We start from the raw sequence: 23,938 nt of genomic DNA, 5'->3' as shown, positions 1-23,938 counted from the left end.
AAAAAGGGCCGCATCGCTGCGGCCCTTTCGCGTTTCTACCTAGTGGCAGATCACTCTTCCGCCCAAGCCATCCGCGCCGGGTGGTATTCAAACCCGATGTGGTGCGCCGCGCCAACCAGCCCCTCACGGGTGTGGTTGTAGAGCGAGCGCCAATAGGGCTGGATCGTGACGCCATCGTCCTGCAGCATCTTCTCGCCCCGCGCCATGATCTCGCGCCGTGCATCGACATCAGCCGTGGCCAGTGCCTCAGATAGCAGGGCGTCGAATTCGGGGTTCGCATAGCCGAACTCGTTCCATGCCTCGCCCGAGCGGTAGGCCAGCGCCCAGATTTGCACGCCCAAAGGCCGCGCGTTCCAGTTGGTGGAGGAGAAGGGGTATTTCACCCAGTCGTTCCAGAAGGTCGAACCGGGCAAGATGGTCCGCTTTACCTTGATGCCTGCGTCACGCAATTGTGCGGCGACGGCATCGGTGGTGTCCTTGCGCCACGCATCGTCGATCGAGAAGAGCTCATGCTCGTAATCGGCCATGCCAGCCTCTTCCATCAGCGCACGGGCGGCTTCCGGATCGGTTTTCAGTGGCTCGATCTCGGCATATTCAGGGTGCATCGGGCCGATATGATGGTTCTCGGCCACGATCCCACGCCCGGCATAACCCAGTTCCAGCAGCACGGCATTGTCCACCGCGAGTTGCAGTGCGTTGCGCACGCGCTTGTCCTCATAGGGCTTCATGCCGTCGATTTCTGCCAGTTGGTTAGGGCGGATCACGATGGTTGCCGCGGTGGCGATCTCGTTCTCGACCCAGCCTTCAAGCGTGCTCATCACGTCGATGTATTCGCCCTCCATAGAGTAGAAGGCGTCAACCTCTTCGGCCTCGGCGGCGGCGATCCATGCGGAAGGGTCGGTGCCGTAGTCGATATATTCCAGACGGTCGATGTAGGGTCCACCGAAGACCTCAGTGCCCCACCATGTGTGGTCTGGGTTCTTCACTAGAACGCTTTTCACGCCGACTTCCAGCGATTCCGGCAGGTAGGGGCCGGTACCCTTGGGGTTGTCCAACATGGTGTCGGGGTCGAAACCCTCGGGTGTGATCGCGGCGGGGTAGTCGGCCATGCCGGGGATCAGCGTGATGTCGGACTTGGGTAGCTTCAGTTTGACCGTGTGATCATCCACCACCTCAATCGCGCCCTCGACAGCTTTGCCGGTCTCTTCATCAACCAGCGTGGCAAAACGGCCCGCCATGGAGTTGCCTTCGAGCGATTTGTCACACCAGCCTTCGATGTTGCGCGCGACGTCCTGCGCGGTGAAAGCGGTGCCGTCGTTCCACGTGACGCCCTTGCGGACGTTCAATGTGTATTCGGTGGCGTCGTCATTGATCTCCCAGCTTTCCAGCAGGCCGGGGGTGAAGGTGCCGTCATTCTCCCAAATCGCAAGGTACTCTAGCCAGCCGCGGCTGAAGTTGGCGATCTGCGACCAGTCGTAGGTGCGTGGGTCTTTCAGGGCACGCACCTCCATCTGCATCCGCACCGTGCCGCCCTCTTTGAGGTTGGCATGGGCCGCGGCGCGTGCGGGCGCGGCCATGCCAAGCATCGCATAGGCCGTGGCGGACGTGGCGCCGAAGGCGCTCGCAATCGCCAGAAACTCGCGCCTGTTGACGGGGTCTTTCTTGGCGTTCTCGGCTGAATTCAGCACGGATTGCGGCAGCGGTTTTCCGGTGCGTGTCAAAAATTCCATGATTTTCCTCTCTGTTGGTGCGATGGCCGGGTGCCGCCACAAATCCCGAGTTTGCGTCGGGTCAGGTGATGCAGTTGACCTGCGTTAATCACGCCTCTTGAGGTGGGCGCGGGGTGTTAGTCTGCCGATCAGGCGCGTTGCGTCAAGCCTGTCGCGGTAAGGTGAACAGCAAGTTAGCGCAGGAAAGCGGCCCGACAAGCGGGGTTGATCAGGGAAATTTGTCTTAAACGGGCGGTTTAAGCCAGATCGCGTGCCGCCGCAAAAAGCGCTTCGAGCCGCGCGCGATCGCCGACTTCATTGGCCAGCATCAAGACCAGCCGTGCGTTGAGGGCGTGGCTTTCGGCCTCGCTCAGCCCTTCGTGGGTGGCCATGAGGACGGCATAGACGCTGTCACCATCGGTTCCGAGGTTGTCGTCAAGGATCATGCGGCAGCTCCTTTTGCACGGTCAAAGGCGCGGGCGATTGCGGCCTTGTCGGGCTGGTCAAAGACGGCGCAGACATGGCCATCAGGGCGCAGCAGATAGAGGAACCCGCTGCCATAGCGCCGCCGCGCATGGCCATCCTTGCCCGCGAAACAGGGGTAGGCATCCTGTGATTGGTCGATGCCGATGCGGATGACACCGGGGAGATCGGGGGCGGTAATGCCGCCTATCGCGAGCAGGGCGAACTGCCCCTGAACCTCTCCCAGAAGCCAGCATTCCCCAGCAGGTCCGACAAGGGGCGCGTCGATGAGGGCGGTGCCGGGGCGCAGAGGCGCATCGCCGGCAGTTTGCAGCGGGCTGTCGTGCAGTGTGCAGGGCTGTGAGAGGCGGCCTGAGTTGATCAGCTTGCGGGCGAAGGGGTGCCGCGCGGCAAGGGTTAGCACCTCATTGCGAAACAGGGTCTCGATGGCGGATTTCGGCGTCATGAAATTGGTCGCGCGGGCGGAGTTGCGCATGTTCTCATCCGCGCCATGGCCGCGTTCGCTGTCATAGGTGTCGATCAGACTGGGCTGAGCCTCGCCCCGTACCACGGCGGCGAGTTTCCAGCCGAGATTATCAACATCCTGCACCCCGCCGTTGCCGCCCCGCGCACCAAAGGGGCTGACCACATGGGCACTGTCGCCGACAAAGATCACCCGGTCATGGACGAACTTTTCCAGCCGCGCACAGCGAAATTTGTAAACGCTCATCCAATCCAGCCGGAAAGGGGCGTCGCCCAGCATCTGTTTCAAGCGCGGTACAACCTTTTCTTCGGTTGCCTCGGCCTTCGGGTCGGTCTCTGGCCCAAGTTGCAGGTCAATGCGGTAGATATTGTCAGGCTGTTTGTGCAGCAAAGCAGATTGGCCGTTGTGGAAAGGCGGCGCGAACCAGAACCAGCGCTCCGGTGTGTCATGGTCGCCGAAGGGGGAGGTTTCCATCTCCACATCAGCGATCAGGAAATGCTCGGCAAAGGTCTGGCCCTCGAAAAGCAGGTTCATGCGTTTACGAGTGGCAGAGCCCGCGCCGTCGCAGGCAATGTACCAGTCGGTTTCCAGTGTATATGGCCCGTCCGGCGTCTCAACCGTAAGTTCGACGTGGTCGGCGTGGCCCTTGTGATCGGTCACTTTATTTAGAAACCGCAGGTCGATCAGATCGGGGAAATCCTGCGCGCGTTCCACTAGATACTCTTCGACATAGTATTGCTGGAGGTTCACGAAAGCGGGGTATTTATGCCCCGGCTCTGGCAGAAGGTCGAAGTTGTATACCTCCCGCTCGCCGTGAAACTGGCGGCCCACTTTCCACGTCACGCCCTTTTCCAGCATCCGCTCACCGATGCCCAGACGGTCGAAAATCTCCAACGTCCGTTTCGCCCAACAAATCGCGCGGGAGCCGAGGGAGACGACGTTGTTATCGTCGAGCACCACGGATTTCACGCCCTTCAGCGCCAAGTCGACAGCCATCGACAGACCAATGGGGCCCGCGCCAACAATCACCACCGGATGCCGCGGCTCGGGCGCGGTCAGGCCGGGCGGCGGGCTGTAGGGGAAAGGGGTGTAGGTATAGGCCATGGCAGCTCCTTTGCTGTTAGGTCACGAGCGTCCGGGCGGCAATCACTGCCAGCAGGATCAGCGAAGCCCAGACCAACCTCCACCGTGCTCGGTGATGGTCAGACGAGCGCAGCCAATGCAGCCAAGACCGCCCTTCATCGCGCAGCCCGGCAAAGGGTTGTCGACTGCGCCGTCCCGCGTCGCGGCGCTGGTCCATCACCATTGCAAAGACAAGATAGGCCCAAACGGCCACGGCCAGCACCAGCAGCGCATTGAGGATCGCGGGCAGCATATCCATCAGTCCGACAGCGCCTCCCACATCTCTTTATCGCGTTTGGCGGTCCAGATGCGCGGGGTGTCGATGTCGAGCGCTTCGTCATAGGCGCGGGCGACGTTGAAAGGCAGGCAGTGCTCATAGATCGCGTAGTCGCCGAACTTGGGGTCACATTCGGCGCGCACGGCGTCCCATGCCTCTTTCAGCGTGCCACCGCGGAGGGCCACACGGGCTGCGGGGCGGTAGGTTGACCTCACAAAGTCTGCAGTGCTGTCGATCGCCGCGTTGACCCTCTCGCGGCCAATGAGCGCGTCGCCGCGACCCGGTGCGATGGCATCAAGGTCAAAGGCGCGGATGCGTTCCAGCGTGCCGGGCCAGTCGTGGAAATGCCCATCCCCGCAATAGCAGGCGGAGTGGTATTCGACGATGTCACCGGTGAACATGACGTTTTGATCCGGCACATAGATCACCGCATCCCCTGCCGTATGGGCGCGCCCCAGTTGCATAATGTCGACCCGGCGCTTGCCGAGGTAAACGCTCATCCGCCCGTTGAAGGTGGTGGTGGGGTAGGTCAGGCCGGGGATGCTCTCGTGGCCTTCAAACAGGCGGGGGAAGCGTTCGAATTCGCTGTCCCAATCTTCTTGGCCGCGCTCGGCGACCATGGCGCGGGCTTTCTCGGACATGATGATTTGCTGCGCGCCAAAGGCCGATGCCCCCAACACGCGTACGGCGTGGTAGTGGGTCAGCACCACATGGCTGATCGGTTTGTCGGTGACAGAGCGGACGCATTCAATGACCTTATTCGCCAGACGCGGTGTGGCCTGCGCTTCGATGATCATCACGCTGTCGTCGCCGATGATGACGCCAGAGTTCGGATCGCCCTCGGCGGTGAAGGCGTAAAGTCCCTCGCCAACTTCGGTGAAGGAGATTTCCTTTTCGGTCATGTCGCCTTGGGATGCGAATTGCTTGGCCATGTGATGTCCTTCTGTCTTGGTTTGTCTGCGCGGTTGCGCGGCCTGTTCAGGAAAAGTCGATTGCCGGGCGGATTTTGCCGGTACAACTGCCGAAACCCACGCGGAAGCCGTCGCCCTGCGCATGCCCGGTGAGGGTTAGCGTGTCGCCGTCTTCGACAAAGCTGCGGCTACTGCCGTCTGCGAGGGTGATCGGCTCCTTGCCGCCCCATGACAGTTCCAACAGCGACCCGCGTTGTGATTTTTCGGGGCCGGAGATCGTGCCGGACCCCAGCAAATCGCCCGCGTTCATCGCACAGCCGGAGGAAGCGTGATGCGTCAGCTGCTGCGCAGCGGAGTAATACATCTCGCGGTAGTTGGTGCGGGCGATTTCCTCAGCCTCGCCACCCTCGGGTTGGAGGATCACGGAAAGCTCGATGTCATAAAGGCCGGGTTTGCTTTCGCGCAGGTAGGGCAGCAGGTCTTTCTCCCGCTCCGGCGTCGAAGTGCGAAACGGCTCAAGCGCGTCGCGGGTCACGATCCACGGGGAGATCGACGTGGCAAAGGCTTTGGCCTGGAACGGGCCCAAGGGCTGATATTCCCACGCCTGAATGTCCCGCGCGGACCAGTCGTTGAGCAGGACGTAGCCAAAGATCATCTCGTCCGCTTGGTCGATGGTGATGGGCTGGCCCATCTCGGTCGAGGTGCCGACGATCGCGCCCATCTCCAATTCAATGTCGAGTTTCTGGCAGGGACCGAAATGGGGCATCTCGGCGTCGGGGGCTTTCAACTGGCCATTGGGCCGTGTGATGTCGGTCCCCGAAACGACGACGGTAGAAGCGCGGCCATTGTAGCCAATGGGAATGTGCAGCCAGTTCGGCGGCAGGGCATTCTCGGCCCCGCGAAACATCGTGCCGACATTGGTCGCGTGATGCTTACCGGCGTAGAAATCCGTGTATTCCGAGACCATCATCGGCATGTGCAGCCGCGCTTCGTCCATCGGCACCAGATGCGGGGCGACAGCGGCCTGATCCGGGGCATCGGCGCTGAGCAGTTCCACCAGCCGCGCACGCAACGACGCCCATGCCGCAGGGCCAAGGTCCATCACATCGTTCCAATAGGGCACATCAAACACCGGCTCTTCGGCGAGGGTGATCAGACCCTCTTCCTCCAGCGCGGCCATGTCCACGATCTGATCCCCAATCGCCACGCCGCAGCGCGCTTCCAGCCGATTTGTCGTAAACACACCGTAAGGCAAATTGTTGAGGGGGAAGTCGGTTTCAGCGCTGTTGGCGCTTTCCACCCAAGAAGTCATCAGGGTCATGTCGGTCCTTTCAGGGGGCAGGCGGGCTTATTTCTTGCCCGGCGTGCCGTCGAATTTCTTTTCTAAGCTCTCCCAGCAGTCGATGTAGTCATCCTGCAAGGGCGCTTCCTTGGCGGCGAATTCGGTCAGGTGCTGCGGGAAGCGAGTCTCGAACATGAAGGACATCGTGTTGTCGAGCTTATGGGGCTGCAGGTCAGCGTTCGACGCGCCCTCAAAGGCGTTCCGATCCGGCCCATGCGGCAGCATCATGTTGTGCAGGCTCATGCCGCCGGGGACGAACCCCTTGGGCTTGGCGTCATACTGGCCGTGAATGTTGCCCATCAGTTCGGACATGATGTTTTTGTGATACCACGGCGGGCGGAAGGTATCCTCGGCCACCATCCAGCGGTCGCGGAACAGAACGAAATCGATATTGGCGGTGCCCTCGACGCCCGAGGGCGCGGTTAGCACAGTAAAGATCGATGGATCAGGATGATCGAACAGCACCGCGCCCACCGGGCAATAGGTGTTCAGGTCGTATTTCACCGGCGCGTAGTTGCCATGCCATGCCACCACGTCGAGCGGCGAATGCCCGATCTTGGTCTCGTGGAACTGGCCGCACCACTTGATCGTCACGGTGGAGGGCACCTCGCGGTCCTCAAAGGCTGCGACGGGTGTCTTGAAATCACGCCGGTTCGCCATACAGTTTGCGCCGATCGGGCCGCGTGTTGGCAGGTGGAACTTCTGGCCGTAGTTCTCACAGACAAAGCCGCGCGCGGGCCCGTCAAGCACTTCCACACGGTAAACCAGCCCGCGCGGTATGATCGCAATCTCTTGTGGGGCGAGATCAATCACGCCCAACTCGGTGCAAAAGCGCAGACGGCCTTCTTGCGGGACGATCAGCAATTCACTGTCGGCGGAATAGAAATAGCTGTCCACCATATTATCGGTGACCAAATAGATGTGGCTCGCCATGCCGATTTGCGTGTTCACATCCCCCGCCGTGGTCATGGTGCGCATGCCGGTGAGCCATGTCAGCGGCGCGTCGGAATGTGGCACCGGATCCCAGCGGTATTGGCCAAGGCTGGTGACATCCTGCGGCTGATGCGGCGCGGACTTCCAATAGGGCAGATCGATCCGCGTATAGCGCGACGAATGTTTCACCGAGGGCCGAATGCGGTAGCACCACGTTCGCTCATTGGCGTGGCTTGGCGCGGTAAATGCTGTGCCGGAAAGCTGCTCTCCATAAAGCCCGTAGTTGCACTTTTGCGGAGAGTTCATGCCCTGCGGTAACGCGCCGGGCAAGGCCTCTGTCTCAAAGTCATTGCCAAAACCGGGCATATAACCCGGATGCGTGCCCAATGTGGTGGCCGCGGTTGTCATGGTAGATGGCGCGCTGTGGCTGGTCATCTGTGCCCCCCTTGCAGAATCTGTTGCGACTGTAATAGTTGGATTTGTAACTAACAAGCGGTGCGGCATGGCGGACGACGAATTTCAACTTCAGTATTTTCTGCCCTATTTGTTGAACCAAGCGGCAGAAGCGTCGTCGCTTGAGTTTCAGCAGATCTACAAAAGCCGCTATGGCATGCTGCGCACCGAATGGCGGGTGTTGTTTCATCTTGGGCTTTACGGGCAGCTCACGGCGAGCGAGATCGGCCAACGCGCGCGGATGCATAAGACCAAGATCAGTCGCGCCGTGCATCGTCTTTCCGAGCGGCGCTTTGTAACCCGTAGCCGCGACGCAGGGGACCGGCGGGTCGAGCATCTGGCGCTGACCCGCCAAGGCCAAGCGGCCTATGACGATCTACGCGCCGTGGCGCAACGCTATAACGCCGCACTGATGGACGCGCTGGACCCGGCCGAGGCGGCGGTGCTGCGTAGGGCATTGCAAAAGCTGTCCGACGCAGGGCAGGGGGGCTTTACTTAGGCGGCGGAAAACGCCACCGATGGCGCATGACCGATCAGACCAAAGGCCTCCTGCTCACCTTTCTTGGGGTGATGTGCATCGTTCCCGAAGCGCTTTTCGTGCGCGTCATTGACGCGCCGATGCTGACGCTGGCGTTCTGGAAGGTGACACTCGTGGGGTTGGCGATTGGAGCCGGACTGCTGCTGGCTCAAGGCACCGCCCCCTTCCGCGCCCTGCGCCGCGCCGGGTGGGCCAGCGCGATCTACATCGGCGGCGTGGCCTGCGCCGGGGTCGGGTTTGTGCTTGCGGTGCGGCTGACCTCGGTGGCCAATGTGGTCTTCATCCTCGCCTCACTGCCGGTCTTCGCGGCAATTTACAGTCGGGTGTTTCTTGCTGAGCCGATCAGCCGGCGCATGTTCTTTACCATCGGCGCGGTATTGGCTGGGCTGGCCGTCATCGCCTTCGGCTCAGGCGAGACCGAGAATGCGTCCCGCGCGGGCGATCTCTTGGCGCTGTCGATCTCGGCGATCTTTGCGGGTGCGCTGACAGCGGCACGCCACGCACGGGCGGTCTCCATGGTGCCAGCGGTTGCTCTGGCCTATCTGCTGGCCGGAGCGGTTTTGCTGCCCATCGCGCAGCCTTTGCAGATGCCGTCAGATGAACTGCCACAGTTGCTGCTCTATGCGGTCTTCATGGCGGCCAGCGCCGGGCTCATCGCGCTTGGGCCGCGCTATATCTCAAGCGCCGAGGTCGGGCTGTTGGTGCTGTTGGAATCCGTGCTGGCCCCGCTTTTGGTCTGGGCTGTGCTGGGCGAAGACCCGGGCCTCTATGCGCTGATTGGCGGGGGGATCGTCGTGAGCGCGCTGTTCTTGTCGAACCTCATCGCCCTGTCACGCCGCCGCCGCGTCGTGCCCCCGCTGCCGCAACATTGAACCTAAAAGTCGGCAGTGACGCCCGGTAGATCCAGCGATTTAATCAAATCCCGCAGTTCTTGCCGCGCGGCGATGTTTGAGATGTTCAGCTGCTTCACCCCGATGTCCTTGAGATCCAGCAGGGTCAGGCCGCGCGGAAACAGCTCGCGAAAGATCACACGCTCGTTGAACCCTGGCGCTGTGCGAAAGCCGATCCGCTTGCTCAGGTTGTTGATCGCGCGCTCCATTTTCTCTTTGTTGACCATGCGTTGAGCGCCCAAACGGTTGCGCACCACAACCCAGTCAATCGCCGAAAGCCCGGCCTGAGCGCGCAACTGCCGCGCATTCCAAACCATCTCGGAGTAAACCGACGGCCCGGTGATCTTTTCTCCATTGGCGTCGATATGGGCCAAAAGGTCAAAATCAATGAAACTGTCATTCAGCGGGGTGATCAACGTGTCGGCCAGCGAATGAGCGACTTGGCTCAGGCGCGTGTGCGAACCGGGGCAGTCGATCAGGATGAAATCATTATCCGGCTCTAACTCCGCCACGGCGGCGCTCAGACGGTGATCATACATGTTCTCACCGGGGCGTAGGGTGCTGGCCTCTACATCCGGTAGCTCACACAAAGTAGGGCTCGCCAGCGTCAGACTAGACTCGCGCATAAAATCGCGGCGGTTCTCGATATAGCGGCCAAAGGTCCGCTGCCGCAGGTCGAGGTCCAGCCCGCTGACCTTATGGCCAAGGCGCGCCAAAGCCGTCGCCACATGCATGGAAACGGTCGATTTGCCCGCGCCGCCTTTTTCGTTACCGACGACGATAATATGCGCCATACTGCTGTCCCTTCGCGCCTGCCGTTTCAGCAGGATATTGTTGATCCGCACTATATGTAGGGTTCACAGCTTTGGAAAGTGGCGTGGGGGCATGTTCGGCCCAACCGTGGCAGGTCTGCAGCTTTTGGACATCATAATGATTCACCCTATTTTCACGGGCACAGGTGCAGTGTAACACCGCGTTTTGCCGCCCCCTTCGGCGGCCCGCGCAACCGTAGAAGCAAGGCCTCCCTATGGCAGACCACACCCCCGGCGCATCCGGCGTTTCAAAACCGAAGACAGCGCGTGGCGTGCTGCCATCGCTGGGCGCTGTGATCGCCGAATTCGCGCTTGTTTGTGCGCTGGTAGCGCTGGTACCGGTCACGGTCTACCTTGATACAACCGTTCTGGGTGATGGCGTCTCCGAAGAGTCGCTGACCGAGCACCTGCACAATACGCTTCTCGCCATCGCTGCTGCGATCTTCTTGCTGGGCGCCTATAAACATGTGGGCATGCGGGGCTATCTAACACTCACGGCCACGCTTTTCGCCTGCATGTTCCTGCGCGAATATGACGCCGCGCTGGACCGTATCCAACACGGCTTTTGGATTTATCCCGCCCTGATCACGCTCGCCGCTGGCTGTTTCGTGGCATGGCGCAACCGTGGAACGACGCTCCTGCCAATGCTGCACCATCTGCAAACCCGCTCGGCCACCTTTGTCTATATTGGTGTGGTGCTGCTGCTCTTTTTCTCGCGGACGTTTGGCACCGGCACCTTGTGGGAAGCCGTCATGGGCGCCGCCTATGACCCACAGGTCAAAACCACCGTGCAAGAGGGGACCGAACTGCTCGCCTATATGCTCATCGCCTATGGCGCGGTTCTGTCCCACCTGCACGGCTACGGTGCCCAAGCCGCCCTGCAAGAACGCCGCCTTTAACCCGGCTGCCAAAGCGCGCGCCGGTGGCGTTCCGCGCGCTCCCTCCCTCATTTCATCCTTTTAAAAATACCGCTGCACCGCGCTTGCCAAAAACGCGCTGACACGGCCCCATCCCCTGAAACGCAAAAGGCGCGACCCATAGGGGCCGCGCCTTTGCATTCGCAATGTAGGGTAGGCTTAGAAGCCCAGACCTGCATATTTGTTTTTGAACTTCGACACGCGGCCGCCGGTGTCCATGATGCGGCCAGTGCCGCCGGTCCAAGCAGGGTGCACGGAAGGGTCGATATCGAGCGACAGTTGGTCGCCTTCTTTGCCCCATGTCGATTTCATTTCCACAACAGTGCCATCGGTCATTTTGACGTTGATGATGTGGTATTCGGGATGTGTATCGGTTTTCATCGACCAGTCCTTTATGCGTTCGCGCGGGGCTTGTAGTGAGCGTTTTCGACGATCCGTGCGGATTTGCCGCGACGGCTGCGCAGGTAGTACAGCTTGGCGCGACGAACGCGGCCACGGCGCACAACGGTGATGCTGTCGATGTTGGTCGAGTGTAGCGGGAATACACGTTCCACGCCTTCGCCAAAGGAAATTTTACGCACGGTGAAAGACCCGGCGATGCCGTGGCCGTTCTTGCGCGAAATGCAGACGCCTTCGTAGTTCTGCACACGGGTGCGGGTGCCTTCGGTGACTTTAAAGCCAACACGAATGGTGTCACCAGCACGGAAGTCGGGGATTTCTTTTCCCAGTTCGGCGACTTGTTCCGCCTCGATCTCTGCGATCAGGTTCATCTGACCATTCTCCTATGATGTTCGCGGTATTCCACGAAATTATGTTGCGACCCAGAGCTTCGGGTTCTGTCGGGCAGCGCCGGGTCATTTCAGACCGCAGGGCTTCCGCCGGAGGTATCGTCGTCATTACTTGGTCTTTTGCGCAAAACGCAAAGCACCGGAGCCGCCAAAGCGATTCCGGATGCGCGGGGTATAGGGGGCAATAGCCACAGGATCAAGGGGGTTGGTGTCGCTTTGATCCTGCGCAGCTTAGGCCAGCGCAATCACGCCCAAGACAACGAGCAGGAAAAGCACCAGAACGATGCCGATCAGTACCTTCGCCCCAGTCATTGCCGCGCCAGACACGCGGCCAAAGCCCAAGAGTGCCGCGACGGCGGCGACGATCAGCAGAATGAGAATAAGTTCAAGCATTTGGTTTCTCCCTCCAATATGGGAGATCAACGCATCGCGCGGGGCCGAGTTCCGGGTGCCTAGTCTTTGTTCTCACGCGCGGCCCACATGTCGGGACGGCGGCTGCGGGTCATTTCTTCGGCCTGCGCCTGCCGCCATTTGGCGATCTCGCCATGGTTGCCCGACATCAGAACGGGGGGAATCTCGCGCCCCTCCCATTCGGCGGGGCGGGTGTATTGCGGGTGTTCCAGAAGTCCCGAGGCATGGCTTTCTTCTTCGATGCTCTCGGCATTACCCAAAACGCCGGGCAAAAGGCGCACGGTGGCGTCGATCATCGCCTGTGCGGCCAGCTCGCCACCCGTCATAACAAAATCGCCCAAACTGACCTCGGTGATGCCGAAATGCTCGATCACCCGTTCGTCCACGCCCTCAAACCGCCCGCAGAGCATGGTGACACCTGCGCAATCGGCCAGATCGCGCGCCATTGCCTGATCGAACCGTCGCCCGCGCGGTGACATATAAAGGATCGGCCAGCGCCCATGCGCATGGCTTTGTGCGCGGGCCAAGGCCGGGCCAACCACATCAGCGCGCATCACCATGCCCGCGCCGCCGCCTGCGGGGGTGTCGTCGACATTGCGGTGCTTGCCAATGCCAAAATCACGCAGGTCATGGGTGTGCAGCTGCCAGCGCCCGTCTTGCAACGCCTTTCCGGTCAGACTGGCCCCCAGCACCCCGGGGAAGAGATCGGGAAACAGCGTGACGATCCGCGCCTGCCAGACATCAGCGTAATCGGGCGTATCTTGCAGCAGGGCACGAGGTTTCATGCTGGGGCGTGCGCTTTGGCGTCCGTGGGAGCGGGTGGGTTTCATGCGGTTCCTGCCTGTTTCAATAGGGCGGTCTTGGCGCTGCGGCGCGCCTCAGGGTCATCGGCGTGTTGGCGGTTGGCGTCAAGCAGAGCTTGCAAAAGAACCGCAGGCAAGCGTTGGTTTGCGGGCGGTGGCAGGGTTAACTGCTTCAATAGGTCTTGCGGTAGCTCACATAGGTCGAGGAGCGGAGTCGCAGGCCCGAGCGGCAGATCGCGGCAATCCTCAAGCCGTGTATGGTGCACCGGGCAGGGCAGGCGGTGGGTGATCTTTTGAACCATCGCGTCCAAGTCCGCCGAAGGGGCATAGCGGGCAGTGAAGTCAGCAAGGTCGAGCGTCAACGACGAGGCTTTGACATGCTCCCAATAGGCCGAGGCGATCCAGTCCTCCGGGGCTCGGGTGGAGAGGTAGACTATGATCTCTGCTTGGGGAAACCGCTGGCGCAGGCTGCGGATGAAGATCTCCAGCAACTCGGGTGCGGCGCTGTAATCGGCCAAATCGCCCCGGCCCGGCAGGTGGCCTGCCAGTTCCTCAGCCGAGAGGATCAACGTGCGGCCCAGCATCTGGGGCAGGCCGTCGATCAGGGTCTCGAACCGATGTTCGGCTTTCAACAGCGACAGTGGATCGCGCCATGTGGAATAGCCACGCGTGGCGTGCAGCAGGCCTTTCATATGCCAGCGCAGGCGCAGCGCGATATGGGGTTTCAAGGCGGTGCGGTTGGCGCGGAGGGTGGCCTGAAGGGAACTGGTCCCGGTCTTGTGAAAGCCGGGGTGCAGGATGATCCGGCGGGGCATCATCCGGCTCCGGTCTCAGCCATCCGTACCATCCGGCAACACGCCCAGGGGCGGGTCGGCAACGATCCGGCCTGAGGCAAGATCAACAGTCGGCACGGCGGCCTTGGTGAAAGGCAGGAAGGTGGTGGCAGAGGTGCCCGCCAATTGCAGTTCCAGCAGATCATCGGCACCGTGGTTCTGTACGGTCTTCACACGGCCCAGCAGTGTGCCGCCGGTGTCATAGACCTCAAGCCCAATGAGGTCGGCGTGGTAAAATTCATCATCCGGCAGGCCGGGCAGCTGATCGCGCGCGGCAAAGAGCGAGACACCGCGCAATTCGTCGGCTTCTTCCTTGGTGGTGATCTCAGTGATCCGGGCGGCAAAGCCGTTTTTGACCGGGTGCAGCAGAGCGAGCGTAAAGGTCCGGCCGCCGTCCTCGGTATAGAGCGGGCGGTAGGCTTCAATATCCTCCGGCTCGGCGCAATAGCTCTTTACGCGTACTTCGCCGCGTACGCCGTAAGCACCGGCGATGGCACCGACACAGATCAGGTCTTGGTCACTCATTGCAACAACTCCGAGTTTACGCAGATGGTCCCGGTCCATTCTCCGGCCCCGGCCTTGCATTCGTTCTGCATCAGGTTTCGATCATAGCGGATGCCGAGAAAGAAGCCGAGCACGAGCACAGCCAAAAGGAACAATAGTCGTCTCATTAACGGGTCTCGATTCTGAGGCGGGGGGCGCGGACTTCCCAACCCTGGGTTTCCAGTTCCGGCGTCAGGCTATTGTCCTCTGGCCACCCCATGCAGAGATAGGCCACCAAGGACCAGCCCTCTGAGGCTGCAAGATCACGGTTCAGCCGCGCAGGGTCAAGCACCGACACCCAGCCCAGCCCAAGGCCGTGGGCGCGGGCGGTGAGCCATAGGTAGTTGATCGCACCCACCACAGAATAGCGGCGCATCTCGGGCATCGTCCCGGCACCAAGGCCGCTGCCCTTGTCGGTGCTGTCATCACAGTAAATCGCCAGTTGCTCGGGCGCTTCGCTCATGCCCGAGAGCTTGAGCCCGGCATAGAGCGCGGCCTTGTCACCGTCATATCCGGCAAGGGCGCGGGCATTGGCTGTCTCGAAATTCTTAAGCGCGGCTCGGCGCGCGGTGTCAGATTGCACACGGATAATCCGCCATGGTTCCGACAGGCCCACAGAAGGGGCGAGGTTAAAACTGTCGAGGCAGGTTTGCACCAGCGCCTCGTCCAGCGGGTCTGTGCGAAAGCGGCGCACATCGCGCCGCCATCGCATCAGGTCGTGCAGCCCGGCACGGAAGTCTTCAGAGAATGCATCCACGCCGGGCGCTCGCGGCTTATTCTGCGGAAGCTTCTTCGGCAGGTGCGTTGGCAGCTTCGGCAGCGGCAGCGGCCTTGTCGGCCTTTTCCTGCACGCGCTCTTGGGCTTTCTTGCCCGGTGCGCCCTTCTTGGGGTTGTTACGCTCGGTCTTTTCGCGGACGCCAGCGGCTTCCAACATACGTGTCACGCGCTCGGTCGGCTGGGCGCCTTTGGCGATCCATGCTTCGATCTTCTCGACGTCCATCTTCACGCGGTCTTCGCTGTCTTTCGGCAGCAGCGGGTTGTATGTGCCCAGCTTCTCGATGAAGCGGCCGTCGCGCGGCATGCGGCTGTCGGCTGCAACGATACGGTAGAAGGGGCGCTTTTTGGAGCCGCCGCGGGCGAGACGAATTTTCATGGCCATGATGAGTAATCCTTTAGGTTGGTTGTGGGGACGGGAGGCCGTCCTATTCTTGGTGGGTTTTGTGGTGCCGAATGACTTCGGCGATGATGAAGTTCAAGAACTTCTTGGCGAAAACGGGGTCTAGGTCCGCTGCTTCAGCCAAATCTTCGAGCCGCTCGATCTGGGCCGCTTCGCGGGCCGGATCGGACGGGGGAAGGTCGTGTGTGGCCTTGAGTTTCCCCACGGCCTGTGTGTGTTTGAACCGCTCGCCCAGCGTATAGACGAGGATCGCGTCGAGCCGGTCGATGCTTGCGCGGTGCTCTTTCAGCAGTTCGGCGGCGCGGGCGGCGGTATCTGTGGTGGCCTCGGTCATTTCTTCTTCCCGAAACCGCTAAGCCCGCTCGGCAGGCCCATGCCGCCGCCAAGACCGCCCAGGCCACCGGGCAGCTTGCCGCCCATCTGCTTGGCCGCCGCTTCCAGCGCCTTGGGGTCCATCTGGCTTGGGTCCATGCCGCCGGGCATCCCGCCCTTGCCCATCATGCCTTTCATGGCCTGCTTGAGCATGCCGCCTTTGCCCATTTTGCCCATCTTTTTCATCATGTCGGACATCTGGCGGTGCATCTTCATCAGCTTGTTGAGGTCGGAGACCTCCATGCCGGCACCGCGGGCAATGCGTTTCTTGCGGCTGGCTTGCAGCAGGGCCGGGTTAGCGCGCTCTTTCTTGGTCATTGACTGGATCAGGGCGATCTGTTGCTTGAGGATCTTGTCGTCAAACCCGGCCTCTTCGACCTGTTTCGCCATTTTCCCCATGCCGGGCATCATACCCATCATGCCCTGCATTCCGCCCATCTTGATCATCTGTTCAAGCTGCATCTTCAGGTCGTTCATATTGAACTGACCCTTCGCCATGCGCTTCATCATCTTTTCGGCCTGCTCGGCCTCGATGGTTTCCTGCGCCTTTTCGACCAGCGCGACGATGTCGCCCATGCCAAGGATGCGGCCCGCGATGCGCTCGGGCTCGAAGGTCTCGAGCGCGTCCATCTTTTCGCCGAGACCGACGAATTTGATCGGCTTGCCCGTAACGGCACGCATGGACAGCGCCGCACCGCCACGGCCATCGCCGTCCATCCGGGTCAGCACGACACCGGTGATGCCGATACGCTCGTCAAAGTTCTCGGCGGTGTGCACGGCGTCTTGGCCGGTCAGGCCGTCGACCACCAGCAATGTTTCACGTGGATTGGCCACGTCGCGCACGGCTTTGACCTGCTGCATCAACTCTTCGTCGATGGACAGACGGCCCGCGGTGTCGAGCATATAGACGTCATAGCCGCCCAAACCCGCCTGCGTCTTGGCGCGTTTGGCGATCTGCACCGGGGTCTCACCTTTGACGATAGGCAGCGTGTCGACACCGATCTGCACGCCGAGAATCGCCAGCTGTTCCATCGCCGCAGGGCGGTTCACGTCGAGCGAGGCCATCAGCACGCGCTTGCCGTCACGCTCTTTCAAACGCTTGGCCAGTTTCGCGGTGGTGGTGGTTTTACCGCCACCCTGTAGGCCGACCATCAGGATCGGGGCGGGCGGGCTGTCGATCTTGAGCGCGCCGGGCTCGCCTTCGCCTTTCAGCGTGTCGATCAGCGCATCATGGACGATCTTGACGACCTGCTGGCCCGGCGTGACCGATTTGGTCACCGCTTGGCCGGTCGCCTTGTCCTGCACGGCTTTGACGAAATCGCGCGCCACGGGCAGCGAGACGTCGGCCTCCAGCAGGGCGACGCGCACTTCGCGCAGGGCGGTTTTGACGTCTTCGTCGCTGAGCGCGCCTTGCTTGGTCAGGCGGTCAAAGACACCAGAGAGCCGTTCGCTGAGATTTTCAAACATGGGCACAGGGCCTTTCGGGTCGGTTGCACTTGCCCCTATTTAAGGACGCGCGCGAAAATGCACAAATGCCCCAGTGGGCGCAACGCGCTGACTGGGGGCGATCCCGACGCCATGCCGGGACCGGAAGGCAATGCTTCCGGAGATTGAGGGGCATTTACGCGCTGGCGGGGCGTGAGTCAAGCCGCGTGGAAGAGGCGACAGAAGGCTGCCAAACGCAAACCGCGCCCCGGGTGAGGGGGGCGCGGCAAAGTCTTTGGATGGAACCAGCTTAGGCCGCGTCGCGCAGCGCGTCGATCTGGGCGTTGGCACGGGCGATGGTGCCTTCGGCGTCAATGGCCAACTGGTCTGCTGCGACAAAGGTCACATTGGTGATGCCCAAGAAACCCAGCACGAAGCGCAGATAGCCGCTGGCGAAATCGGCGGCGGAATCGATGCCCGTCCCGCCAGAGGCGAAGGCGACGATGACGCGCTTGTTCTCCAGCAGGCCAATGGGGCCTTCTGCGGTGTAGTTAAAGGTCACGCCGACGCGGGCGATCAGGTCGATCCACGCTTTTAGCGAGGCGGGGATGGTGAAGTTATAAATCGGCGCGCTGATGACGATGGTATCGGCGGCCTGCACTTCGGCGACCAGTTCGTCTGACAGGGCGAGGGCTTCTTGATCCAGCGCTGTGCGCTCTTCGGCGGGCTTTACACGGGCGCTGGCCCATGTGGAATCGATCAGCGGCAGCGGTTCGGTGGCGATGTCGCGGGTCACCACGTCACTGTCGCCGAGCGTTGAAATGATGCGGTCTGTTAGCTTGCGGGTGACAGAGTTTTCGCGGTTCACGGAAGTTTCGATGCGCAGAGTGGCCATGATGCTGGTCCTTGTTCCAAGGGTAAATCTGATGACATGGAATTGGCCATTGTGCTCGCGAACGCAACTGCCAGAATGAGCGTGACCATGTTCGTAAATGCACAAGTCGGGAAGGCAGGGTGAGTGAATGGACAATTGGGATGAGATCAGGACGGCCTATCAGGTTGCGCAGCTCGGCACGGTAAGCGGCGCGGCCGAGGTACTGGGAGTCCACCATGCGACGGTGATCCGTCATATCGACGCGCTGGAAGGGCGGCTGGGGGTTAAGCTGTTTCAGCGCCACGCCCGCGGCTACACCGCGACCGAGGCGGGCGAGGATCTGCTGCGGGTGGCGCGGGCGACGGATGATCAGTTCAGCCAATTGGCCGGGCGGATTAAGGGGCGCGGCAGCGATGTTTCGGGCGAGTTGGTCATCACCTCGCTCGATTTTCTGGCTCCGCAGCTTGCCCCCTTGCTGACAGAGTTTCAGCGCCAGAACCCCGAATTGGTCGTGCGCTATTTGATTGGGGATCGACTGTTTCGCCTTGAGTACGGCGAGGCTCATGTCGCCATCCGCGCCGGGGCCGCGCCGGACCAGCCGGACAATGTGGTGCAACCCTATGCGCAACTGGCGGTCGGGGCCTATGCGAGCCGGGATTACGTGGCGCAATTCGGCATTCCGCAGGGGCCGGAGGACTACCACAAGCACCGCTTCATCGCTGCCGATAACCGCGACAGCCGCGCGCCCTATCACAAGTGGCTTTGGGCCACGGTGCCAGAGGAAAGCGTAACGTGGCGCAGCACCAGCGGCGCGGCGATGGAGGCGGCGCTGCGGGCCGGGGCAGGAATCGGTGGCCTGCCCGCTGCCATGGGGCGCAATGATCCGCAGTTGGTTGAGATTCATGCCCCGCGCCCTGACTGGAGCAGCGCGCTGTGGCTAGTCACCCATGTCGATCTGCACCGCACCAGCAAGGTGCAGGCGGTGCTGCGTTTCCTCAAAGACCATGCCGAGGATGCCGTCACATGTCCCGACTGAGCGCTTCGGCGCAGGGACATCTGGCGATGCTGTGTTTTTCGGCGCTGGTGGCAGGGTCATTCTCGCTCGGGGCGCAGGTGGCGAATGAGATCACCCCGACGGCGCTGAATGCAGTGCGCTTTGCCTTGGCGACGGTATTGGTTGGCGCGCTGGCGTGGGGGCGGGGCGATATCAGCCGCGCGGGCTTTGTAGCACCTTGGCGGTATTTCGTGCTGGCGGGGCTGTTCACCCTCTATTTCGTGCTGATGTTTGAAGGGTTGAAGACCGCGCCCCCGGTGGCTGCGGCGGCGGTCTTTACCCTCGTCCCGATCATGGCGGCGGGCTTTGCATGGATTTTGATGCGGCAGATCATGACGCCGCGCATGGCGCTGGCACTGGCGATTGGCGGGGCCGGGGCGCTTTGGGTGATCTTTCGCGGCGACCTTGCGGCGCTTTCGGCGTTCGATGTTGGACGGGGGGAGGCGATCTATTTCGTCGGTTGCATCAGCCACGCGCTTTATACGCCGATGGTGCGGCGGCTAAACCGAGGTGAAAGTGCGGTGATGTTCACCTTTGGCACGCTGTTGGCGGGGACGGTACTGCTGGGGCTGTACGGTTGGCAGGATATCCGCGCAACGGATTGGAGTGCGCTGCGGCCTTTGGTTTGGATCACTATTCTATATGTCGCGGTCTTTGCCACTGCGGCCACGGTGGTTCTGTTGCAATTCGCGGCGCTGCGTCTGCCTTCGGCCAAGGTGATGGCCTATACCTATCTTACACCAAGCTGGGTGATCCTATGGGAATTGGGCTTTGGCAATGCGCTGCCGGGTGGAATGGTCTGGGGAGGTGTCTTGATGACGATCTTGGCGCTTTTCCTACTGCTGCGAGACGACAGTGCGGAAAAAATGACAAAAATTCAAAAAGATGCATAATCGGTGGAACCGAAAGTCGGGGTCCCGCGTTGGGGCGTGAAATCAAAGTGAAGGACACAACCATGCGTAGTATTATTTACCTTATCGGGTTGATTGTAGTGGTATTGGCTATTTTACGTTTTGCATTCGGCGTCATCTGACCGTCGATTGATCCTCCCCTTGTCTTATTTACCTCGTGGCAAGGGGGGATCACTCTACTCTGACCCTGAGCGCGGCGCGCCTTCGCCCGCATCAGGCAATTCGATTTCTAAGAAACGTTCAAAGGCATCTAGGTTCACCGGCTCAAACTGCCCGAACCCCTGCATCCAGACCGACGCATTCCGCAAGGCATCCGGTTCAAGCTTGCACCATTTCACCCGCCCCCGCTTTTCCTGACTGATCAGCCCTGCTGCCGTCAGCACGCCCAAGTGTTTTGAGATCGCGGCAAGCGACATCTCAAATGGCTCGGCCACATCCGTCACGGCCATGTCATCCTCCAGCAACATGGCGAGGATGGCACGACGCGTGGGGTCGGCAAGGGCAGCAAACACCTGATCTAGGTCCTGGGTCATGAGCCTGCATAGCGCGGGCTATGGAAGGGGGGAAGCGGGCATTGTGCGTAACTTAACCATTGAGTTGAATAAGGCCGGAGCGCAGTTTTGCTGGCATTTCAGCGCCGCATTGCAAGTCTTGCGCGGGGCCTGTCCATTTAAGGCATTGAATTTGCTCTATAAGTCGCGTTGTCTATCGCGGTTGACTCTAACCCGCCCTGACAGTAGCACCGCAGCAGATATTCCTAAGGGGATTTTGGTGTGACCAGCCCGGACCAACGGCAGCAGATGGAGCAGCTTGAGGCCAAACTGGCAGCTGCGAAACAACGCGGCGCACCCAAGCCTCGAGCGGATGAGCATTATTCTCAGGCCAATATGGCATGGCGGATGGTGATCGAACTTGTGGCCGGTCTTGGGATCGGTTTCGGCATCGGATACGGGCTTGATGTGCTCTTTGGCACGCTGCCCATCTTCATGGTGCTATTTGTAATGCTGGGCCTTGCGGCGGGGGTGAAGACGATGCTCCGCACCGCTGAGGAAATTCAGGGCAAACAACAGCCCGAACCGGCCGAACAGGATACGCCCCATTCGGGCAAGGACGAGGGAGCCTGAGATGGCAACAGAGACAAACGGCGCTGAAACAGGCGGTCTGGAATTCCACCCGATGGACCAGTTCATCGTATCGCCGCTCTTTAGCGATGATGCTTCCGTTGCTTGGTACACCATCACCAACGCTACCTTCTGGATGGCGCTGGCGGTTCTGGCGACATTCGCTCTGCTGGTACTCGGCAGCGCGCGCCGCTCGGTCGTACCGGGCCGGATGCAATCGGTTGCTGAGCTGGCCTATGGCTTCATCCACAAGATGGTCGAAGACATCTGCGGCAAAGAAGGGCTGAAGTTCTTCCCCTATATCATGACCCTGTTCATGTTCATCGTCATGGCGAACTTCCTCGGCCTGATCCCAACAGCCTTTACCCCCACCGCGCATTTCTCGGTGACTGTGGTTTTGGCGCTGGCGGTGTTCATCACCGTGACCGTTGTCGGCTTCGTCAAGAACGGCGCGGCTTTCCTGAGCCTCTTCTGGGTGTCTTCGGCCCCTCTGGCGCTGCGCCCGGTGCTGGCGATCATCGAATTGATCAGCTACTTCGTGCGCCCGGTCAGCCACTCCATTCGTCTGGCGGGTAACGTCATGGCGGGCCACGCGGTTATCAAGGTTTTCGCTGGTTTCGCTGCCATTGCAGTGATCTCGCCGGTGTCGGTGCTCGCGATCACCGCGATGTACGGTCTCGAAGTGCTGGTGGCCTTCATTCAGGCCTATGTCTTTACCATCCTGACATGCGTGTACCTCAAGGACGCGCTGCACCCCGCACACTAACAACCCCAACAACGGCGGGGTTTCCCGCCAAAGTTTTAACTTCCAATCGTAAGGAGATACCCCCATGGAAGGTCAACTCGCACATATCGGCGCAGGCATTGCAGGTCTCGGCACGGGCATCGCAGCCCTGGGTGTCGGCAACGTTGCCGCCAACTTCCTGTCCGGCGCACTGCGCAACCCATCGGCAGCCGCAAGCCAGACAGCGACCCTGTTCATCGGCATCGCGTTCGCAGAAGCTCTGGGGATCTTCTCGTTCCTCGTCGCTCTGCTGCTGATGTTCGCTGTCTAAGCTCTCGGAACTGTAATCCTTACGAGCGGGCAGGCGCGCATCGCCGTGTCTGCCCGGCTGTAACGGCAAAGTTTCCAAGGAGAAGCCACGATGGCAACTGTAACAACCAGCGACGGGCTGGCCGACGCGACCGGCATTGCGACCCATGCTGCCGAAACGCCGGGCATGCCGCAGCTGAACTTCGATCACTGGGGCAACCAGATTTTCTGGCTGATCCTGGCACTGATCGCCACCTACCTGATCCTGTCGCGCGTGGCTCTGCCTCGTATCGGTGCGGTTCTGGCCGAGCGCCAAGGGACCATCACCAATGACATCGCTGCTGCCGAAGACCTTAAGGTCAAGGCGCAGGAAGCCGAAGCCGCCTATGATAAGGCCTTGATCGACGCCCGTGCCGAGGCACAGCAGATGGTGGCCCAAGCCAAGGCGGATATGCAGGCTGATCTGGACATCGAAATGGCCAAAGCCGATGCCGAGATTGCCGCGCAAGTGGCAGAATCGGAAAAAGCCATCGCCGAAATTCGTGCGAGCGCCATGGTCAACGTACAAGCCGTTGCCAAGGACACCGCAGAAGCACTCGTCGCCGCCCTTGGTGGCACGGCAGATGCTGCAACCGTTGATGCCGCCGTCGATGCGCGGATGAAAGGATAAGCCATGACCAAATCCATGCGCCTGACACTTTCGACCCTGCTCGCTGGCATGGTGGCTTCGCCTGCTTTCGCAGCCACCGGACCTTTCTTCTCGCTGCGCAACACGGACTTCATCGTGCTGCTGGCCTTTCTGCTGTTCCTCGGGATCCTGATCTATTTCAAGGTTCCGTCGCTTTTGGTCGGCATGCTCGACAAACGCGCCGATGGCATCAAAACCGAGTTGGAAGAAGCCCGCGCCCTGCGTGAAGAAGCGCAGACTCTGCTGGCCTCTTACGAGCGCAAGCAGAAAGAGGTGCAGGACCAAGCGGATCGCATCGTGTCTTCCGCCAAGGAAGATGCCCGTCTTGCTGCCGAACAGGCACGGGCGGATATGGCCAAGTCGCTTGACCGTCGTATGGCGGCCGCGAAGGACCAGATCAGCTCGGCCGAGGCCGCCGCTGTGAAGGAAGTCCGCGACCAAGCCGTGACCATTGCTGTGGCCGCTGCGCGCGATGTGATCGCCAAGCAGATGACCGCCGCACAGGGCAACAAGCTGATCGACGATGGTATCGCCCAAGTCGAAGCGAAGCTGCACTAAGCCAGCACCCCATCGAATTTTGAAAGCCCCGGTTTTGCCGGGGCTTTTTCTTTTGCGTTAGGCATTTGTTAACCCTGCCGGGGCAGGCTTTAGCCATGCGTTTCCTCGTCCTCTTTGCAGTAGTGTTCGGCCTGACGGCCTGTACGGCCCCCAGCCGGAATTTCAGGGGACTACCGGCGCAACGTGTCACCGTCGACGGCTCGGTCTTTGATGTCCGGGTAAAGGGTGAGCGGGCAGAGGCGGTGCGCGTCAACACACAATACGCGCCGCGTTTTGGCCCCATCCGGGACCGGGCAGGGCGCGCGATGGCACAGGTTAGCGGCTGCGAGGTGAAAGAGGTATTGGGAGATCAAGCGCTAGCCTTGGGTGTCTTGGACTGTGACTGAGGGGTCAGTGGTGATCCTCATGTCAACGGACCATATCTGACAATATCTTGTGGATAACCGCTCATCGCCCCCCTTCCCTTGGGGCTTTTGATTGACTCGGACCCTTCCGA

At 60.9% G+C, this 23,938-nt stretch carries 32 protein-coding genes; 11 read left to right on the top strand and 21 right to left on the bottom strand.

Features of this window, described 5'->3' with window-relative positions; all coding sequences use genetic code 11:
• Positions 1–50: 50 nt before the first annotated feature.
• The 7 genes from K3759_RS15240 to hmgA all read right to left on the bottom strand — a co-directional run bounded on the left by K3759_RS15240 (position 51) and on the right by hmgA (position 7,675).
• On the bottom strand, positions 51–1,730 hold the full coding sequence (locus tag K3759_RS15240; protein ID WP_259983051.1) for an ABC transporter substrate-binding protein: 1,680 nt from the start codon (positions 1,728–1,730) through the stop codon (positions 51–53).
• Between the two features lie 236 nt (positions 1,731–1,966).
• Complete coding sequence (locus K3759_RS15235; protein WP_259983048.1) at positions 1,967–2,155, bottom strand: DUF2783 domain-containing protein; 189 nt, start codon at positions 2,153–2,155, stop codon at positions 1,967–1,969.
• Positions 2,152–3,759, bottom strand: coding sequence for an FAD-dependent oxidoreductase (locus K3759_RS15230; RefSeq protein ID WP_259983046.1), 1,608 nt, complete (start codon positions 3,757–3,759; stop codon positions 2,152–2,154). Before K3759_RS15230 ends, K3759_RS15235 begins: the two co-directional genes overlap by 4 nt.
• Positions 3,760–3,775: 16 nt before the next feature.
• The gene (locus tag K3759_RS15225) at positions 3,776–4,036 is read right to left on the bottom strand and encodes a hypothetical protein (RefSeq protein ID WP_259983045.1); all 261 of its coding nucleotides are present in this window, start codon (positions 4,034–4,036) and stop codon (positions 3,776–3,778) included.
• Entirely contained in the window at positions 4,036–4,986 is a 951-nt protein-coding gene (locus tag K3759_RS15220) for an MBL fold metallo-hydrolase (protein ID WP_259983044.1), read from the bottom strand. The genes K3759_RS15225 and K3759_RS15220 overlap by 1 nt, the downstream gene beginning before the upstream one ends.
• A 46-nt stretch (positions 4,987–5,032) precedes the next feature.
• Entirely contained in the window at positions 5,033–6,286 is a 1,254-nt protein-coding gene (gene fahA, locus K3759_RS15215; protein ID WP_259983043.1) for a fumarylacetoacetase, read from the bottom strand.
• A gap of 27 nt (positions 6,287–6,313) precedes the next feature.
• Entirely contained in the window at positions 6,314–7,675 is a 1,362-nt protein-coding gene (gene hmgA, locus K3759_RS15210) for a homogentisate 1,2-dioxygenase (protein ID WP_409202492.1), read from the bottom strand.
• Between the two features lie 67 nt (positions 7,676–7,742).
• Between hmgA and K3759_RS15205 the strand changes: the two genes are divergently transcribed.
• Together K3759_RS15205 and K3759_RS15200 are read left to right on the top strand one after the other, a co-directional pair.
• Positions 7,743–8,192 (top strand): MarR family winged helix-turn-helix transcriptional regulator, encoded by a 450-nt coding sequence (locus K3759_RS15205; RefSeq protein WP_259983042.1) that lies wholly within the window; start codon positions 7,743–7,745, stop codon positions 8,190–8,192.
• A gap of 26 nt (positions 8,193–8,218) precedes the next feature.
• On the top strand, positions 8,219–9,103 hold the full coding sequence (locus tag K3759_RS15200; RefSeq protein WP_259983041.1) for a DMT family transporter: 885 nt from the start codon (positions 8,219–8,221) through the stop codon (positions 9,101–9,103).
• Between the two features lie 2 nt (positions 9,104–9,105).
• Here the strand turns inward: K3759_RS15200 and K3759_RS15195 are convergent, their stop codons facing one another.
• Positions 9,106–9,915 (bottom strand): division plane positioning ATPase MipZ, encoded by an 810-nt coding sequence (locus K3759_RS15195; protein ID WP_259983040.1) that lies wholly within the window; start codon positions 9,913–9,915, stop codon positions 9,106–9,108.
• Between the two features lie 233 nt (positions 9,916–10,148).
• Here K3759_RS15195 and K3759_RS15190 point away from each other — a divergent pair, with 233 nt between their 5' ends.
• Positions 10,149–10,832: a hypothetical protein gene (locus K3759_RS15190; RefSeq protein WP_259983039.1), complete on the top strand. Its 684-nt coding sequence runs from the start codon at positions 10,149–10,151 to the stop codon at positions 10,830–10,832.
• A gap of 177 nt (positions 10,833–11,009) precedes the next feature.
• Here K3759_RS15190 and rpmE read toward each other — a convergent pair whose 3' ends face one another.
• From rpmE to K3759_RS15130, 12 genes are all read right to left on the bottom strand, one after another.
• Positions 11,010–11,231, bottom strand: a complete 222-nt coding sequence (rpmE, locus tag K3759_RS15185) for a 50S ribosomal protein L31 (protein WP_067262252.1) — start codon at positions 11,229–11,231, stop codon at positions 11,010–11,012.
• A gap of 11 nt (positions 11,232–11,242) precedes the next feature.
• Positions 11,243–11,620 carry a 50S ribosomal protein L19 gene (gene rplS, locus K3759_RS15180; protein WP_093927311.1) on the bottom strand — a complete coding sequence of 126 codons (378 nt, stop codon included), beginning with the start codon at positions 11,618–11,620 and terminating at the stop codon, positions 11,243–11,245.
• A gap of 249 nt (positions 11,621–11,869) precedes the next feature.
• Positions 11,870–12,031, bottom strand: coding sequence for a DUF1328 family protein (locus K3759_RS15175; protein ID WP_082849512.1), 162 nt, complete (start codon positions 12,029–12,031; stop codon positions 11,870–11,872).
• A gap of 59 nt (positions 12,032–12,090) precedes the next feature.
• Positions 12,091–12,834: a tRNA (guanosine(37)-N1)-methyltransferase TrmD gene (trmD, locus tag K3759_RS15170; RefSeq protein WP_259983028.1), complete on the bottom strand. Its 744-nt coding sequence runs from the start codon at positions 12,832–12,834 to the stop codon at positions 12,091–12,093.
• A 41-nt stretch (positions 12,835–12,875) separates the two neighbouring features.
• Positions 12,876–13,667 carry a hypothetical protein gene (locus K3759_RS15165; protein ID WP_259983026.1) on the bottom strand — a complete coding sequence of 264 codons (792 nt, stop codon included), beginning with the start codon at positions 13,665–13,667 and terminating at the stop codon, positions 12,876–12,878.
• Between the two features lie 15 nt (positions 13,668–13,682).
• Complete coding sequence (gene rimM, locus K3759_RS15160) at positions 13,683–14,210, bottom strand: ribosome maturation factor RimM (RefSeq protein ID WP_259983024.1); 528 nt, start codon at positions 14,208–14,210, stop codon at positions 13,683–13,685.
• A complete protein-coding gene (locus K3759_RS15155) occupies positions 14,207–14,356 on the bottom strand; it encodes a hypothetical protein (protein WP_259983022.1) in 150 nt (49 codons plus the stop codon). Before K3759_RS15155 ends, rimM begins: the two co-directional genes overlap by 4 nt.
• On the bottom strand, positions 14,356–14,985 hold the full coding sequence (gene bluB, locus K3759_RS15150; protein WP_259983020.1) for a 5,6-dimethylbenzimidazole synthase: 630 nt from the start codon (positions 14,983–14,985) through the stop codon (positions 14,356–14,358). Before bluB ends, K3759_RS15155 begins: the two co-directional genes overlap by 1 nt.
• Positions 14,986–15,001: 16 nt before the next feature.
• Complete coding sequence (gene rpsP, locus K3759_RS15145; RefSeq protein ID WP_067627189.1) at positions 15,002–15,388, bottom strand: 30S ribosomal protein S16; 387 nt, start codon at positions 15,386–15,388, stop codon at positions 15,002–15,004.
• A gap of 43 nt (positions 15,389–15,431) precedes the next feature.
• On the bottom strand, positions 15,432–15,740 hold the full coding sequence (locus K3759_RS15140; protein ID WP_259983017.1) for a chorismate mutase: 309 nt from the start codon (positions 15,738–15,740) through the stop codon (positions 15,432–15,434).
• Positions 15,737–17,245 carry a signal recognition particle protein gene (gene ffh, locus K3759_RS15135; protein WP_259983015.1) on the bottom strand — a complete coding sequence of 503 codons (1,509 nt, stop codon included), beginning with the start codon at positions 17,243–17,245 and terminating at the stop codon, positions 15,737–15,739. Before ffh ends, K3759_RS15140 begins: the two co-directional genes overlap by 4 nt.
• A 268-nt stretch (positions 17,246–17,513) precedes the next feature.
• Complete coding sequence (locus K3759_RS15130) at positions 17,514–18,098, bottom strand: FMN-dependent NADH-azoreductase (RefSeq protein WP_259983013.1); 585 nt, start codon at positions 18,096–18,098, stop codon at positions 17,514–17,516.
• A 127-nt stretch (positions 18,099–18,225) separates the two neighbouring features.
• Between K3759_RS15130 and K3759_RS15125 the strand changes: the two genes are divergently transcribed.
• Both K3759_RS15125 and K3759_RS15120 read left to right on the top strand, forming a co-directional pair.
• The gene (locus K3759_RS15125; protein WP_259983012.1) at positions 18,226–19,113 is read left to right on the top strand and encodes a LysR family transcriptional regulator; all 888 of its coding nucleotides are present in this window, start codon (positions 18,226–18,228) and stop codon (positions 19,111–19,113) included.
• Positions 19,101–20,024, top strand: a complete 924-nt coding sequence (locus tag K3759_RS15120; RefSeq protein WP_409202491.1) for a DMT family transporter — start codon at positions 19,101–19,103, stop codon at positions 20,022–20,024. Before K3759_RS15125 ends, K3759_RS15120 begins: the two co-directional genes overlap by 13 nt.
• Before the next feature lie 194 nt (positions 20,025–20,218).
• Here K3759_RS15120 and K3759_RS15115 read toward each other — a convergent pair whose 3' ends face one another.
• The gene (locus tag K3759_RS15115) at positions 20,219–20,575 is read right to left on the bottom strand and encodes a helix-turn-helix transcriptional regulator (RefSeq protein ID WP_243261561.1); all 357 of its coding nucleotides are present in this window, start codon (positions 20,573–20,575) and stop codon (positions 20,219–20,221) included.
• A gap of 240 nt (positions 20,576–20,815) precedes the next feature.
• On the opposite strand from K3759_RS15115, the gene K3759_RS15110 reads away from it, so the two are divergent.
• From K3759_RS15110 to K3759_RS15085, 6 genes are all read left to right on the top strand, one after another.
• Positions 20,816–21,166, top strand: a complete 351-nt coding sequence (locus K3759_RS15110; protein WP_259983010.1) for an AtpZ/AtpI family protein — start codon at positions 20,816–20,818, stop codon at positions 21,164–21,166.
• A 1-nt stretch (position 21,167) separates the two neighbouring features.
• Positions 21,168–21,929, top strand: coding sequence for a F0F1 ATP synthase subunit A (locus K3759_RS15105; RefSeq protein WP_259983008.1), 762 nt, complete (start codon positions 21,168–21,170; stop codon positions 21,927–21,929).
• Positions 21,930–21,993: 64 nt separating this feature from the next.
• The gene (locus K3759_RS15100) at positions 21,994–22,218 is read left to right on the top strand and encodes a F0F1 ATP synthase subunit C (RefSeq protein WP_007118046.1); all 225 of its coding nucleotides are present in this window, start codon (positions 21,994–21,996) and stop codon (positions 22,216–22,218) included.
• Positions 22,219–22,308: 90 nt separating this feature from the next.
• Complete coding sequence (locus tag K3759_RS15095) at positions 22,309–22,866, top strand: F0F1 ATP synthase subunit B' (RefSeq protein WP_259983007.1); 558 nt, start codon at positions 22,309–22,311, stop codon at positions 22,864–22,866.
• 15 nt (positions 22,867–22,881) lie between these two features.
• Positions 22,882–23,442 (top strand): F0F1 ATP synthase subunit B, encoded by a 561-nt coding sequence (locus K3759_RS15090; protein WP_259985654.1) that lies wholly within the window; start codon positions 22,882–22,884, stop codon positions 23,440–23,442.
• 95 nt (positions 23,443–23,537) lie between these two features.
• Positions 23,538–23,828: a hypothetical protein gene (locus K3759_RS15085; RefSeq protein ID WP_259983006.1), complete on the top strand. Its 291-nt coding sequence runs from the start codon at positions 23,538–23,540 to the stop codon at positions 23,826–23,828.
• Positions 23,829–23,938: the final 110 nt, after the last annotated feature.

It is taken from the genome of Sulfitobacter sp. W027 (assembly GCF_025143985.1).
Taxonomy (GTDB): Bacteria; Pseudomonadota; Alphaproteobacteria; order Rhodobacterales; family Rhodobacteraceae; genus Sulfitobacter.
This window is presented reverse-complemented; position numbering and strand designations above follow the sequence as displayed.

Bases quoted from the DNA above. Each gene is read 5' to 3' on its own strand.
- K3759_RS15165 (WP_259983026.1), bottom strand. From the start codon at position 13,667: ATGCCCCGCCGGATCATCCTGCACCCCGGCTTTCACAAGACCGGGACC.
- K3759_RS15240 (WP_259983051.1), bottom strand. From the start codon at position 1,730: ATGGAATTTTTGACACGCACCGGAAAACCGCTGCCGCAATCCGTGCTG.
- K3759_RS15120 (WP_409202491.1), top strand. From the start codon at position 19,101: ATGTCCCGACTGAGCGCTTCGGCGCAGGGACATCTGGCGATGCTGTGT.
- rpmE (WP_067262252.1), bottom strand. From the start codon at position 11,231: ATGAAAACCGATACACATCCCGAATACCACATCATCAACGTCAAAATG.
- K3759_RS15175 (WP_082849512.1), bottom strand. From the start codon at position 12,031: ATGCTTGAACTTATTCTCATTCTGCTGATCGTCGCCGCCGTCGCGGCA.
- K3759_RS15130 (WP_259983013.1), bottom strand. From the start codon at position 18,098: ATGGCCACTCTGCGCATCGAAACTTCCGTGAACCGCGAAAACTCTGTC.
- rimM (WP_259983024.1), bottom strand. From the start codon at position 14,210: ATGAGTGACCAAGACCTGATCTGTGTCGGTGCCATCGCCGGTGCTTAC.
- K3759_RS15230 (WP_259983046.1), bottom strand. From the start codon at position 3,759: ATGGCCTATACCTACACCCCTTTCCCCTACAGCCCGCCGCCCGGCCTG.
- K3759_RS15115 (WP_243261561.1), bottom strand. From the start codon at position 20,575: ATGACCCAGGACCTAGATCAGGTGTTTGCTGCCCTTGCCGACCCCACG.
- K3759_RS15105 (WP_259983008.1), top strand. From the start codon at position 21,168: ATGGCAACAGAGACAAACGGCGCTGAAACAGGCGGTCTGGAATTCCAC.
- fahA (WP_259983043.1), bottom strand. From the start codon at position 6,286: ATGACCCTGATGACTTCTTGGGTGGAAAGCGCCAACAGCGCTGAAACC.
- K3759_RS15190 (WP_259983039.1), top strand. From the start codon at position 10,149: ATGGCAGACCACACCCCCGGCGCATCCGGCGTTTCAAAACCGAAGACA.
- rpsP (WP_067627189.1), bottom strand. From the start codon at position 15,388: ATGGCCATGAAAATTCGTCTCGCCCGCGGCGGCTCCAAAAAGCGCCCC.
- K3759_RS15235 (WP_259983048.1), bottom strand. From the start codon at position 2,155: ATGATCCTTGACGACAACCTCGGAACCGATGGTGACAGCGTCTATGCC.
- K3759_RS15205 (WP_259983042.1), top strand. From the start codon at position 7,743: ATGGCGGACGACGAATTTCAACTTCAGTATTTTCTGCCCTATTTGTTG.
- K3759_RS15220 (WP_259983044.1), bottom strand. From the start codon at position 4,986: ATGGCCAAGCAATTCGCATCCCAAGGCGACATGACCGAAAAGGAAATC.
- K3759_RS15195 (WP_259983040.1), bottom strand. From the start codon at position 9,915: ATGGCGCATATTATCGTCGTCGGTAACGAAAAAGGCGGCGCGGGCAAA.
- K3759_RS15140 (WP_259983017.1), bottom strand. From the start codon at position 15,740: ATGACCGAGGCCACCACAGATACCGCCGCCCGCGCCGCCGAACTGCTG.
- K3759_RS15085 (WP_259983006.1), top strand. From the start codon at position 23,538: ATGCGTTTCCTCGTCCTCTTTGCAGTAGTGTTCGGCCTGACGGCCTGT.
- hmgA (WP_409202492.1), bottom strand. From the start codon at position 7,675: ATGACCAGCCACAGCGCGCCATCTACCATGACAACCGCGGCCACCACA.
- rplS (WP_093927311.1), bottom strand. From the start codon at position 11,620: ATGAACCTGATCGCAGAGATCGAGGCGGAACAAGTCGCCGAACTGGGA.
- ffh (WP_259983015.1), bottom strand. From the start codon at position 17,245: ATGTTTGAAAATCTCAGCGAACGGCTCTCTGGTGTCTTTGACCGCCTG.
- K3759_RS15125 (WP_259983012.1), top strand. From the start codon at position 18,226: ATGGACAATTGGGATGAGATCAGGACGGCCTATCAGGTTGCGCAGCTC.
- K3759_RS15225 (WP_259983045.1), bottom strand. From the start codon at position 4,036: ATGGATATGCTGCCCGCGATCCTCAATGCGCTGCTGGTGCTGGCCGTG.
- K3759_RS15090 (WP_259985654.1), top strand. From the start codon at position 22,882: ATGCGCCTGACACTTTCGACCCTGCTCGCTGGCATGGTGGCTTCGCCT.
- K3759_RS15095 (WP_259983007.1), top strand. From the start codon at position 22,309: ATGGCAACTGTAACAACCAGCGACGGGCTGGCCGACGCGACCGGCATT.
- K3759_RS15200 (WP_259983041.1), top strand. From the start codon at position 8,219: ATGACCGATCAGACCAAAGGCCTCCTGCTCACCTTTCTTGGGGTGATG.
- K3759_RS15155 (WP_259983022.1), bottom strand. From the start codon at position 14,356: ATGAGACGACTATTGTTCCTTTTGGCTGTGCTCGTGCTCGGCTTCTTT.
- K3759_RS15100 (WP_007118046.1), top strand. From the start codon at position 21,994: ATGGAAGGTCAACTCGCACATATCGGCGCAGGCATTGCAGGTCTCGGC.
- trmD (WP_259983028.1), bottom strand. From the start codon at position 12,834: ATGAAACCTCGTGCCCTGCTGCAAGATACGCCCGATTACGCTGATGTC.